Here is a 12,869-nt window from a genome sequence, read left to right on the forward strand (position 1 = left end):
TTGAGTAACGATCGTGTTATACCCTGGCAACCCACAGTTATTGCCGGACCCAAACAAGCACTCCTAGTTACACCTGAGACTGCGGAACTAATGATTCGAAAATCTAAAAGGCCTTTATTTATTTTAGGGCCGCTGGTTAAGGAAGAACCTTTACTTTCCCTATCCAAGGGAATAGCTGAAAAATGGAACCTACCAGTGGTAACTACTGGAGATGCTTACAAAGCCTTCCGGGAAATTGGATTGGATTCTACTGCTTATGGTGCCATTGAAATCGTAAATCTACTGAAAGACCCCGAATGGGATGGTGTAAATGGTGAAGGTCAACATGACCTGGTTATTTTCTTGGGATGCATCTATTACCTGGCTTCCCAGGGTCTATCGGCACTGAAACACTATGCCCCTCATCTGAAAACACTAACCATCTGCAAATTCTTCCATTCCAATGCTGATGCATCTTTCCCCAATATGAAAGATGAGGAATGGTTAAAATATCTGGCAAAGATGGCAGGACAATAATTAGTCATTATTTAGCACAAAAAGAGGAATAACGGAGGAAATTGGATGTTTGAGGATATACCGGTTGATGTAAGCCCCATGTACGAGGGTGAAAGAATAAGATCCGCTAACATGTTTGTGGAGCTGGCTGGTCCCAAGTCATTGGGAGCTGAACTGGTTCAAGTGGAAGAAAACGTTGAGGACGGTAAGGTGGAGATCATAGGCCCAGAACTGCAGGATATGCAGGAAGGCGATATTCATCCCTTGGGTATTTTGATTGAAATCCAGGGAGAAACATTGGAAAAGGAACTGGAAGGTGTTATCGAAAGGAGAACCCACGAACTATGTAACTACATAAAGGGGTTCATGCACCTTAACCAGCGGGACCAGATCTGGTGTAGGGTTAGTAAAGAGGCCCTAGAAGCAGGATTTAAACTTGAAGATCTGGCCAAGGCTTTGTCCATTTTATTTAAGGAAGAATTCCCCATAATTGAAGCCATAGCCATTACCATCATGACCGATGAAGATAAGGTCAAAGAATTCGTCGAAAAAGCCGGTACTCAATATGAACAAAGAGATGCCCGGGCCCGTGAACTCTCGGATGAGGATGTTGACGTTTTTTACGGTTGTGTGATGTGCCAGTCCTTTGCACCCACCCACGTTTGTGTGGTTACCCCCGACCGTACCGCTCTGTGTGGAGCCATCAACTGGTTCGACTGCCGGGCTGCAGCTAAAATGGATCCAGATGGGCCCATATTTGAAATTGGTAAGGGCGAAGTTTTAGACGAAGTTAAAGGCGAATATTCCACGGTTAATGAAGTCGTGGCTGATCGATCACAGGGCACCTTCGATAGGGTATACCTGCACAGTGTTTTTGGATACCCTCATACTTCCTGCGGATGTTTCGAAGCAGTAGCCTTCTACATTCCTGAACTGGATGGAATTGGGATTGTGGACCGGGACTTCCGGGGAGAAACACCACTGGGAATACCATTCTCGGCCATGGCCGGGCAATGTTCAGGTGGAAAACAGGTGGAAGGATTCACCGGACTCAGCCTGGAATACATGCGTTCACCAAAATTTTTACAGGCCGACGGAGGCTATGAGCGGATAATATGGTTACCTAAAGAAATTAAGGAATCCCTTTCCGATTACATCCCTGAGGATCTCAAGGATAAAATCACCACTGAAGAAGATGCAGCCAACATAAAGGAAATGCGGACGTTCCTGGAGGAGAAGGGACATCCCATAATGAAAAGGCTGGAAAGTTCTCAGGAGGTAGAGGAAGTAGAAGAAGCTCCTGCCCTGGGGGAAGAACCCGTAGAATATGCTGAAATGAGTATGGAGTCTCTACCCCTGGCCCCGATGGCCTACGCCCCTGAACTTACCATGCCCGCATCGGGAGGAGTGAAGATCATCTTTAAAAATGCTAAAGTCTACGCAGAGAAGGTGATTATTAAAAGAAAATAACTAAAAAAACATCTAAATGGTAATCCATCAAGGAGAATTAATTTGATAATTGCAATCAGTGGCAAGGGCGGAGTCGGCAAGACCCTGGTGTCATCCCTCCTCATAAAGGAGCTATCCAAAACCGGGAAGGATATTCTGGCCATAGATGCTGACCCTGATTCCAACCTTCCTGAAGCCCTGGGGGTTGATGTGGATCGTACCGTGGGAGATATCCGCGAAGAACTCAAAAAAGACACGGCCCAGGGTAAAATTCCCACTGGAATGAACAAGTGGGACATCCTGGACTACAAGATCATGGAGTCCATTATTGAGACTCCAGAATTTGATCTTTTGGTCATGGGGCGCCCTGAAGGGAGTGGATGCTACTGTGCGGTTAACAACATGCTTCGCAGGATCATTGAGAACCTTTCCGAAAACTATGACCTCATTATCATTGACACCGAAGCCGGACTGGAACACCTGAGCCGACGAACCACTCAGAACGTGGATTTAATGCTGGTGGTTACTGATAACTCCAAGAGGGGGATGTTAACTGCCCATCGCATTGGAGATCTGGCGGGTGAACTGGAGATACAATTCAAAGAACTGTATCTCATCTTGAACCGGGTAAGGCCTGAAATAGAAGAGGATCTTATTAAAAAGGCCCAGGAGACCGGTCTTGAAATTTTGGGGATTGTACATGAAGATGAAGAGGTCACGGAATACGATCTGGAGGGAAAACCTCTGGTGGAATTACCAGATGATTCTAATACTGTAAAGGCAGTATCCGGGATATTGTCCCGAATTTTAAGAGAATAGGGTGTGGGTATATGGATAAAATATCGCAACTTCTTAAACTATTGGAAAAAACGGATTATGTAGAAATAAATGAGTTTCGTATGGATTTTGATGAACTGGAACTGCAACTGGCCCCAGCCATGCAGCGAGTAATGCAACAGGCGGTGCAACAACAGGCGGCTGTTAAGAAAGTTTCTGAGAAGATGGAAACCCTGGAATTTATACCACCAGTACAGGACTACCCTGGAGAGGTAGCAGAGGTTCAACTGGGGGCTGGAACCCGCAAGCCAGTTTTTTTAGGCGGACAAAAGGCCCTATACCGTTTCGAGGAGCCACAACCCAACCCACCGGTGGTAACTTTCGACGTGTTTGATATTCCCATGCCCGGACTACCCCGACCAATAAGGGAACACTTCTCCGATGTCATGGACCACCCTGGGGACTGGGCAAAAAAGGCGGTGAAGGAATTTGGGGCCAACATGGTTACCATTCACCTGATTGGAACCGGTCCCAAGGTCATGGACAAAACACCTCGTGAAGCGGCTCAGGACATAGAAGAAGTACTGCAAGCTGTGGATGTGCCACTGGTGGTAGGGGGATCTGGTGACCCGCAGAAAGACCCAGTAATCCTTGAAGCAGCCGCTGCCGCTGCCGAAGGAGAAAGATGTCTTTTAGCATCGGCCAACCTGGATCTGGACTACAAGAAGGTGGCTAAAGCTGCTGTTGATTACAATCATGCCGTCTTAAGCTGGGCCATCACCGATGTTAATATGCAAAAAACCCTCAACAAGTACCTGATGAAAGAGGGACTCACCCCCAACGACATAGTCATGGACCCCACAACTTGTGCCCTCGGTTACGGTATCGAGTTTTCCATTGACGTCATCACCCGGACCCGACTGGCTGCCCTGAAAGGTGACAAGGACCTGCAGATGCCCATGAGCTCTGGAACCACCAATGCCTGGGGATCCAGGGAAGCCTGGATGAAAAACGATGATTGGGGACCCACCGACTATCGGGGGCCCATCTGGGAGATAGTCACTGGCCTGACCATGATGTTATGTGGAGTGGACATCTTCATGATGCTGCACCCCTTATCAGTGCAGCTTTTAAGTGAAATAGGCTCCACTTTCACCAAGGAGTACCTTACAACTGATGTACCAGACATATCCAACTGGATAACGGAGCTGGAATAGGAGGTTATGAGTATGCAAGTTACAGCCATGGATATTTACAAATTACTCCCCAAAACCAACTGCGAAGATTGTGGAGAGGCCTCCTGCATGGCCTTCGCCACTAAACTCTCCGAAAAAGAAACTCAACTGGATCTGTGCACGGAACTGGAACCGGAAGCATTCGCCCAGCTGGAGGCCCTACTTGCCCCTGCAGTAAGGGAGATCACCATCGGTACCGGTGCTAAAACGGTCATCATTGGTGGAGACGAAGTATTGTATCGCTACGAGTTAACCTACTACAATCCCACTGCCCTGGTGATTGATATCGCCGATAACCTGGCCGATGAAGAGTTCCAGGAAAGGGTTAAGATCATCGAAGACACCGAGTTTGAAAGGATTGGAGAAATGCTTAAACTCGATGCAATAGCCCTCCGAAATACCTCTGGAGACACAGCAAAATTTGCTGAAGCCGCAGCCAAGCTTAGAACCACCAGATTCCCACTAATATTATGTTCCTTTGATCCTGCAGCCATTAAAGCCGCCCTGGAAAAAGTTGGGGATGAAAGACCCCTTATCTACGCAGCTAACGAGACTAACATGGAAGAAATGGCTGCATTAGCCCTGGAATATGATTGTCCCCTGACCATATTCTCTCCCAACGACCTGGAGAAGATGAAGAACATCAGCCGGGCTTTAAGGAATAAGGGAATAACTGACATTGTTCTGGACCCCGGAACCTTCGTGGAGGCCGGTGTCGGGGACAGTCTGGATGATTTCGTTATGATCCGCCGGCTGGCAGTGGAAGAACAGGATGAAGACTTCCGGTTCCCCATACTGGGTATACCCGCCCTCACCTGGTTATACGAAAGGGATGAGATCCAGGGTGGTATCAGAGAGGCCACCATCGCCGCCACCCTCATGAACAAATATGCAGACGTTCTAATATTCCATGGAACAAACATATGGGAACTGATTCCGGTCCTGACTCTAAGACAGGGCATATACACCGACCCCCGGAAGCCTCAGGCAGTGGATGCTGGACTTTACGAATTTGGAGATGTGAACAAAGATTCACCAGTATTGATGACCACCAATTTCGCCCTCACCTTCTACACCGTGGAAGGGGACATTAAGGGCAAGGCCAATGCATACCTACTGGTACTGGACACCGAAGGTCGAGCAGTGGATGTTTCCCTGGCGGGAGGCCAGCTTAATGCCGAGGCAGTAGCCGATCTTATCAAGGAAACCGGTATAGAGGATAAGGTAGAAACCCGCACACTGATCATACCCGGGCTAGCAGCCCCGGTTAGTGGTGAAATTGAAGATGAAAGTGGGTGGGAAGTTATTGTGGGTCCCAGGGACTCTTCGGCTGTGCCTGGGTTCTTATCGGACATAAAAGGAAAATCTTGATTGGATTTGGGAAAGTGATAACATGAAAACCCTGATGGTGGTAGATCCCAGGCGTTGCAGTGAATGTCAAGACTGTATCAACGCCTGCCAGAAAGAACACGGAGTGGCTCGTGTAAAGAAGAGCAGTACGGTGCCTATATTCTGCATGCAATGCCACCCTGATAAGGCTCCTTGCGCCAGGATATGTCCAACTGGGGCTATTAGGGAGGATGAAGGCACGTTAATGGTGGATGAGGATGCTTGTATCCTCTGCCGCCTGTGCATGATCGCCTGTCCCGTGGGGATGATGGTAATTGACGAGGATCATAAGTGTATGCAGAAGTGCACCCTGTGTCTGGATGCTGAGGGTGTAATCCCGGCCTGTGTAGATGCCTGTAAAGATAACGTTCTAAAGATATTCTCGGTGGAGGATCTGGAAGAACTCAAGAAAGATCTTTCCTTTACTGAAGTTTTGAACGAAGCTATGAAGGCCTACCAAGACAAGGTTGGATAATGAATAGCGTGGCCCAGATGGATCTGGGTCTATTCCTACTTTTTAAAAAAATAAGTTTTCAGTAAAAAAATAATAAAAAATTATACTGGATAATCCGGAATACTAATAGATGTTGAAAGTGTCCAGAATAATCTGAATTCCTTCTTCAGCGTGCTTAAGGATTTCTGGATCCCCTGCAAACCACAGATAGTACAAGAGACCTAGCTTTTTATAGGAAACAGCCAGTATGTCGGTGGGGACCACCTCATTGTTCTCGGCCACCACTTGATAAATCTCCATACCATCCCTGGCGAACAAGTCCTCCGAGATTATAGTGCTATTCTGGATGGACAGCACATTCCTTAACATTTCTGCAAATTCTTTAGAGGTTATATCTTCTACGTCTGCTTGTCGGTTAAGGGATAGGTTGATGGCGCTGTTTGCATAGAAACCCTTCACTATTTTTTTGGGATCGGGGGTATCCATGAGGTCCCATTCACCTGGATAATTGAAGGAAACTTCCCCATTGTCGTAGGTAAGTATCCTCCTTTCTTTTGCAGTTTTCCTGATTTTATTTATAGCTTCCTCTGCCTTATCCTGGACATATTTATATTCATCTTCGTGGAAAGTTTTCAAGAGAATGTCTATAGCGTCTTTGTTACCAATATTTCCCAATGCTTCAGCAGCTTTTCCTCTAACGTGCCTATGCTTTTCTAGTGATCTTCCCGGGCTTAAAGAATCAATTAAAACCGGAACCGCTCGTTCATCTCCAATCCTTCCCAGAATCTCCGCTGCCCTTCCTCGCACACGCCAGCTTCCAGTTTTGAAGACATTTATAACGGAAGGAACGACCATATTTCCCATTTTTATCAAGGAAGAACCCGCTTTCCATCTTACATCCGCATCATCATCGTCCAGGGCTTCTAAAAGAATGGGGATGGCCCGTTCATCCTTCATCTTACCCAGGGCTACCGCGGCATATTTACGCACGTGCCAGTCCTTATCATTCAGGGCCTTAATTATGGGTGGCACCGCCTCTTCGTCACCAATCATACCCAGGGCATTGGCGGCGTGTCTTCGCACAGTCCAATCGTTATCTTTCAGGGCTTTAATCAGTGCTTCAGTGGCCTGGATGTTCCCAATTTCTCCCAGAGCCCAGGCAGCTTTCCAGCGCACTTCTTCATCAGGGTCTTCTTCTAAAGCCTGGATCAATGCGTCGATGGCTGATTCCTCTCCGATCATCCCTAAAGCTTCTGCAGAATTCTCTCTAACCCCGGTTAATATGGTGTAATCTTTATGCCAGTTTTTGTAAAGTAGAGAATTAATCAGGTGCTCCACAGCCCTCTTATCACCCACCTTTTTAAGACCAAAGGCGGCTTCTTTTCGGGTGATGTAATCATCATCATATAAAGCATTGATTAGTCCTTCCACGTCCCCATTCTCTATTAGTTTATCAATATCTGGTTGTAATGAGTTCATGTTCCACCTGCCCCTCTTCTATATTATCTCCTCTATTATTTACTTTTTTAATTCTTATAATATCTTCTTTAATAGTCCTAAAAGATTAGGATGTCCTTTAATAAGTCCCATCATCGATAATTTTGATATTGATTCTAAATCGTGTCCCTCTAAAAATTTGGTTATTTCATTGAAGTCTTCATCAACTAGTTTATCCATAATACGACGATATTTAAGGGAGTTTTTGATGTTATTTCCCACCTTAGCTCTGCACTGTTTTTCATAATTTTTCAAAAAACGGGTAGAAGTATCATTTTTTTCCAGGGCTTCAGCGGCCACTTCCCCGGCAATTTTAGCACACTCTACCGTGGTGTGTATTCCACCGCCACTAAGAGGTTCCACCTGGCCAGCAGCATCACCTACCAGAAGGAAACCATCGGTGAAGGTCTTTTCCACCACGCCCGAAAGAGGAACTCCTCCCACGTTAAGTTCAACGGGAGTGGCCGGTAGTTGTGATGTGAATTTTTGGAGGTAATGATAGGCCGGGTATGGAGAATTCCTAACTCCCACCCCTACGTTGGCCAGACCCTCACCTTTCGGAAATACCCATAGATAACCTCCGGGAGCTGTATTTGCCCCAAAGTAGAATTCTACGTAGTTGGGGTCTACATCCATTCCCACCATTTCATATTGGGCACAGGAACCTATATCTTGGGGCCTTTTTTGAGTGTTAAGACCTGCCAGTGGGGCAATTTGGGATTCAACTCCATCTGCAGCAATCACCAGATCAGCTTCAATCTCCATGGTTTTTCCCATGTGTTTGGCCACCACACCACATACTTTTCCATCCTTTCTTACCAGATCAGTGACCATGGTTTTAACCATAATATCGGTCCCTGCCCGGGCAGATTCGATGGCCAGATGTTTATCAAAGGCTTTTCTTTCTAATATATATCCTTCTACCTTTTTTCCCCTGAGTTTAGCCCGATTACCATCAGGAGAACATATGGTTCCACCATATATCTCGGTGCAGATGTATTTGTTTGAAGGTTTCATATCCAGGGTCTGGAAGGTGTTGCAGGTTGTAGCTCCGGCACACTGAACGGGAGTTCCGATTTCCTGACGTTTTTCAATCATGAGCACGTCTAAGCCATGTTTAGATGCAAATAATGACGTAGTTGAACCTCCCACCCGTCCTCCTATTACCACCACGTCGTACTTCATTTTCCACCTTCCATTTTGATGGCACCCAGGGGACATACTTGGAGACAATAGCCGCAATTATCACAGCCTTCTAAGATCTCCAAGACGTTTTCGGTGATTTTTAGGCAATTTTGTGGGCAAACAGCAACGCAAACTCCGCAAACTCCGCAAATATCAGGAAGCCTTTCTATTTTAGACACCCCATGGACTGTTATCTCGAAAGTTAATAACCATTGATAGTATGGGATTATGACTCTTATATAAATTACCTCATTACCTTAACTCCTGTTTGTCTTATCGTAGAGATTATTCAGGATTTATCTGGCTATAGGTAGTGTAAATTGAATGTTTTTAGTTTTAAACTACATTGATATCTGTAAATACATCAAAATCAGTAAATTAGGGGAGGATGAAGTTAAATTAAATGGAAAATAGTCCCAGCAACAAGCTAACCGTTAAGTTAATATAGGATATCACACCAAGTTCGTTGTATGCAGGGGTGCCCGAGCGGCCAAAGGGGGAGGACTTAAGATCCTCTGGCGTAGGCCTTCGAGGGTTCGAATCCCTTCCCCTGCACTGTGGTTGGTTTTAAATTACTGCCCTAGTGGCTCAGCCGGTAGAGCGATACCTTGGTAAGGTATAGGCCGGGGGTTCGAATCCCCCCTAGGGCTTATAAACATTAATTTAACTCTAGAATTTAATAATTCACTTTAATTTGCTTCCATATTATTATTTGTGAAAACCCTTTTATTTATTGAAAGTGATTTTATTCTGAGGGACATAGCAATTGGGCTATTAATGTGGTGATCTAATGGAGCGAAAAATTATACAGATATCTGATATTCACTTTGGGGAGAAAACTTTCTCCCATGACCTGAAATACAATGTTCTAAAACAACTCGAATCTGAAAATCCAGATCTGATTGTTGTTTCCGGTGATCTGACTACCCAGGGATATCTGCATGAATATGAGGATGCCCTCACTTTCCTGGAAGAACTTAAAACCATAACCAATACCTATACCATACCGGGGAACCATGATGCTCGTAACGTTGGGTTGATCCATTTTGAAAAGTTAATAGGCCATCGTAAATTTGTTCACACCGACAAAAGTGGCGGCTTTGCAATTATTGGCCTGGATTCATCAGAGCCAGATATAAATGATGGTCAGATTGGGGTGGATCAGCTGGATTGGCTGAAGATGCAACTGGACAAAATACCCAGTGATTTGTGTAAAATTGTTACCTTCCACCATCATCTTTTACCTATACCCCAGACTGGCAGAGAAAGAAATATACTCCTGGATTCAGGTGATCTTTTAAGGGTATTTTCTGATTATGGGGTTGACTTTGTCTTAAATGGCCATAAACATGTTCCCAATGTGTGGATGATCGAGAAGATGGTCACCCTTAACTCCGGCACGGCTACCACACGTAAGTTGAGGGGAAATACCCAGGCTTCCTACAACCAGATTCTGATTAACGAGGATAAGATAATCGTGAATCTAATTAACAGCCAGACCGGTTATAAAAAGGAGATGGCAAACTACTCAGTTAAAGTTGATGGCAGTGAATATTTAATCTGTTCGTATTGTCACAACTCGCCGCACAGTGTTTAAATCAAATTAAGGAAAAGGTTATAAAAAATTCACCAGGATCAGGATCAATCTGAAGAAGTGTTAGAATGTCTAAAGCATTGGATATAGTAATGGCCGGAGTAATATCCGGAATCGTGGCCTACACCACCTCTCAGTTGGGAGTTACAGGTACCATCATAGGGGCCGTAATAGGTTCCATGCTATATCAGGTAATGTCACACATTTTCAGGGAACCACTGGACGGAGTTAAAACTCAGCGGGTGGAGCGCAGCATCTTTTACATCTTCCCATTGATTGTAATTCTTATAATAGAAATTGTGTACTTATTCTACATTTTTTCACTTCCACAGGGAGATTTATTCTTCTTACTGGAGAGGGCCACGGGCTGGAATCTGTTCCGGACCATCGGATTAGCACTCATAATAATGGGATTATTCCCCTTTGTTGAACGCCGACTGGGCTATGAAAAAAGCATATCACGAAAGTATGGTTATGTGGTCTTGGCCGTAGGGGTGGTGAAACTTTTAGGCGGGTTTGCGGACTTAAATTCGGCTATTGTAAATTTATATTCGCCCATATTTTATCAACTCAACGAAATAATCTCTATTATGGTAGTTATAGCACTTCTGTACGTGATAATTGCCATCACCAGGGAATCGGTGACTGTTATCTATGAAAAAGATCATAATAAAGAGAGTGAAGATCATCAAATGAATCAGAAAAAATAGGACACAAACTGATATAATGACCAAGAGAGCGAAAAACAGCACCCTTAAAGCGGTTCTGGATGTAATATTATATGAAAGTCCTTCCACCCAGGATGAAATCGCGGAAAAACTGGGATTGACCCGTAGATACGTAACTAAACTCCTTCAACCCCTGGTAAAAAAAGGAGTGGTCCGGAGAGCATATATACTTGATTTTAAGAAGTTTGACGAGTTCTCTGAGATTTTTCAGGAAGAACCCACATCCCGGGAACATGCTGGATCCTACTTGATTAAGGAAATGCTCAGTGACATGGCCAAACACGTTTGTCAGCAATTGGAAATGTCTTTTGAGGCTTTTCTTAACCATGATGCGGTCCTGGCTGAAGAAGCCCTCAGATTAGATTATATAACTAATAACATGCTGGAAAAGGTTCGTTCTTCGGTGGAAACTGCCGTGTCCATGAACCCCTATTCAGAATTCAGTAAAACCATGGTATTTGGAGAAATAGCCTTTGATCTTGAGCGTATTGGTGATCATTCATGCCATATAGCTAATTTTGCTTTAAACGAGTCCTATGATGTTGATGGGGAGATGATGGGGATCATAAAATCTATGTATGATACATCCCATAAGATGATAACCCATTCCATGAACGCCTTTTCCAACGAAAAACTGGAACTTAAAGATAAAGTCATGGACGCTGAAGAAAAGTTGCATAGCCTTCAGGGCGAAGCAATGAACAGGATTGCTCATCAGATGGCTGAGGATGACCTGATGGATCAGGAGAGATCCACCTACTACATTTATCTCTCACGGGTGGTTAAGGCTTTCGAACGGATTGGAGATATCTCCATCGAGATCATAGACACTGCCGGTGAGTTTTACCGTAATATACCCCGTACCACCACCCCTGAACGGTTTCAGGGTAGGTATAAATTAGATTAGGTGTTGCTTTATTTCTTTTTGTTTTTAGATTAATCCATTAAGAGCTCTATCTTACTTTTTTAAATTTCGGTTTTTTTTCTTATTTTTCTTAGGTGGTTATATTTGGGGGGTGTATTGGCCTTGTAATGGCTTTATTATCACTTGCAGGTATTAAAAAGGAAAAATTAGACTTGGAATATGTGAAGGATAAAATGAATGGTTTGGTTGGAAAGTGACAGTTGTTGTAGAATAGTTCAACTATAATACTCAGATTCTAAAAGAGTTAATCATGCCTTCGTTATCCGTGTCTAAAATCTTACGGAAAGGCTCTTCTCTGGTTTGTTCTTCATGGACATGGGCTAAAATACCGGGGATTCTACCGATAATAAACATTCCAGTTCCTATTCTCCAGTCAAATCCTAAATCAGATAATACGGCTGCATTAGCCCCGTCAACGTTCATTTTCACTCCTTTATCTTCACTTAATGTGTCTTCTAAGTGAATGGCAAATTGGGAGTGTTCACCAAAGCAACCATATTTTTTGGCAAGTTTCAAGAGTCTAGGGGCCCTAGGATCCTCTTTGTGATAGCGGTGACCAAAACCCGGAACTTTTAGGCCTCTAATTAAAAAATCTGATAGTAAATCATTGGCGACATTGATTAATGACCGGCCATAGGATTGTGATGCTTGTACTCCATCTTGTAACATCTTCATGGACTTTTCTATGGCTCCAGCATGATTTTCTCCGAAAGCCAGTAGACCTCCGGCTATGCATGCATTTAGAGAGGAGCCTGCGGATGCAATGAGTCTTGCCGACTGTGTACTTGGGAGTGTTAATCCGTGATCACAAAAGGAAACCAGAACTGCACTTAACATTTTCTCCTCTTTTTCCGTGGGTAAATCACCCTTCAAGAGCAGATTTATCATGGCTGGGAAGGATATATTACCAATCAGATCCTCCTGTGAATATCCCCTGGTAACCAGCTGATTAGGTTCTACCTTCGTTATTGAGGTCCTCCAGCGTGAGTATCTGGTTTTGAAAATGTTATTAAGTCCATCCTGAGTTATCATTGGAATTCTTTTAAGGAAGGGTTTACTATTTAAATCTAATGCTTTTAGCGAATTAATGTTCATAAAAAGTGAAAAATAATTTAGATACGGCCTATAAGGCCTTTATTTA

13 protein-coding genes and 2 tRNA genes are annotated in these 12,869 nt (G+C 44.3%); 11 read left to right on the forward strand and 4 right to left on the reverse strand.

The genetic code is table 11. The features are described from left to right. The 6 genes from cdhB to FGU46_RS07250 are packed head-to-tail and all read left to right on the forward strand — an operon-like array spanning position 1 to position 5,820. Entirely contained in the window at positions 1–516 is a 516-nt protein-coding gene (cdhB, locus tag FGU46_RS07225) for a CO dehydrogenase/acetyl-CoA synthase complex subunit epsilon (protein WP_286473431.1), read from the forward strand. Positions 517–561: 45 nt separating this feature from the next. Next, complete coding sequence (cdhC, locus tag FGU46_RS07230; RefSeq protein ID WP_286473444.1) at positions 562–1,965, forward strand: CO dehydrogenase/CO-methylating acetyl-CoA synthase complex subunit beta; 1,404 nt, start codon at positions 562–564, stop codon at positions 1,963–1,965. 42 nt (positions 1,966–2,007) lie between these two features. Next, entirely contained in the window at positions 2,008–2,763 is a 756-nt protein-coding gene (locus FGU46_RS07235) for an ATP-binding protein (protein WP_286473451.1), read from the forward strand. 11 nt (positions 2,764–2,774) lie between these two features. Next, complete coding sequence (cdhD, locus tag FGU46_RS07240) at positions 2,775–3,938, forward strand: CO dehydrogenase/acetyl-CoA synthase subunit delta (RefSeq protein ID WP_286473463.1); 1,164 nt, start codon at positions 2,775–2,777, stop codon at positions 3,936–3,938. A 12-nt stretch (positions 3,939–3,950) separates the two neighbouring features. Further along, positions 3,951–5,327, forward strand: a complete 1,377-nt coding sequence (acsC, locus tag FGU46_RS07245) for an acetyl-CoA decarbonylase/synthase complex subunit gamma (RefSeq protein WP_286473466.1) — start codon at positions 3,951–3,953, stop codon at positions 5,325–5,327. 22 nt (positions 5,328–5,349) lie between these two features. Then, positions 5,350–5,820, forward strand: a complete 471-nt coding sequence (locus tag FGU46_RS07250; RefSeq protein ID WP_286473469.1) for a 4Fe-4S dicluster domain-containing protein — start codon at positions 5,350–5,352, stop codon at positions 5,818–5,820. A gap of 102 nt (positions 5,821–5,922) precedes the next feature. Here FGU46_RS07250 and FGU46_RS07255 read toward each other — a convergent pair whose 3' ends face one another. Genes FGU46_RS07255 through FGU46_RS07265 form a run of 3 tightly spaced genes read right to left on the reverse strand, consistent with a single transcriptional unit; the run spans position 5,923 to position 8,660 of the window. Further along, positions 5,923–7,278 carry a HEAT repeat domain-containing protein gene (locus FGU46_RS07255; protein ID WP_286473475.1) on the reverse strand — a complete coding sequence of 452 codons (1,356 nt, stop codon included), beginning with the start codon at positions 7,276–7,278 and terminating at the stop codon, positions 5,923–5,925. 54 nt (positions 7,279–7,332) lie between these two features. Continuing rightward, a complete protein-coding gene (locus tag FGU46_RS07260) occupies positions 7,333–8,481 on the reverse strand; it encodes an NAD(P)/FAD-dependent oxidoreductase (RefSeq protein ID WP_286473486.1) in 1,149 nt (382 codons plus the stop codon). After that, positions 8,478–8,660 (reverse strand): 4Fe-4S binding protein, encoded by a 183-nt coding sequence (locus FGU46_RS07265; protein WP_286473489.1) that lies wholly within the window; start codon positions 8,658–8,660, stop codon positions 8,478–8,480. Before FGU46_RS07265 ends, FGU46_RS07260 begins: the two co-directional genes overlap by 4 nt. 293 nt (positions 8,661–8,953) lie before the next feature. Between FGU46_RS07265 and FGU46_RS07270 the strand changes: the two genes are divergently transcribed. The 5 genes from FGU46_RS07270 to FGU46_RS07290 all read left to right on the forward strand — a co-directional run bounded on the left by FGU46_RS07270 (position 8,954) and on the right by FGU46_RS07290 (position 11,710). After that, positions 8,954–9,036 (forward strand) — tRNA-Leu (locus FGU46_RS07270). Positions 9,037–9,058: 22 nt separating this feature from the next. Next, positions 9,059–9,131: transfer RNA gene (locus FGU46_RS07275), tRNA-Thr, on the forward strand. Between the two features lie 140 nt (positions 9,132–9,271). Beyond that, positions 9,272–10,078, forward strand: a complete 807-nt coding sequence (locus tag FGU46_RS07280; protein ID WP_286473491.1) for a metallophosphoesterase family protein — start codon at positions 9,272–9,274, stop codon at positions 10,076–10,078. Positions 10,079–10,143: 65 nt separating this feature from the next. After that, entirely contained in the window at positions 10,144–10,785 is a 642-nt protein-coding gene (locus FGU46_RS07285) for a hypothetical protein (RefSeq protein WP_286473494.1), read from the forward strand. 16 nt (positions 10,786–10,801) lie between these two features. Then, positions 10,802–11,710 carry a phosphate signaling complex PhoU family protein gene (locus FGU46_RS07290; RefSeq protein WP_286473497.1) on the forward strand — a complete coding sequence of 303 codons (909 nt, stop codon included), beginning with the start codon at positions 10,802–10,804 and terminating at the stop codon, positions 11,708–11,710. A gap of 246 nt (positions 11,711–11,956) precedes the next feature. Here the strand turns inward: FGU46_RS07290 and FGU46_RS07295 are convergent, their stop codons facing one another. Then, a complete protein-coding gene (locus FGU46_RS07295) occupies positions 11,957–12,760 on the reverse strand; it encodes a citryl-CoA lyase (RefSeq protein ID WP_286473499.1) in 804 nt (267 codons plus the stop codon). Positions 12,761–12,869: the final 109 nt, after the last annotated feature.

This window comes from Methanobacterium sp. CWC-01, from assembly GCF_030323845.1.
GTDB classification, from domain to species: Archaea; Methanobacteriota; Methanobacteria; order Methanobacteriales; family Methanobacteriaceae; genus Methanobacterium; species Methanobacterium aridiramus.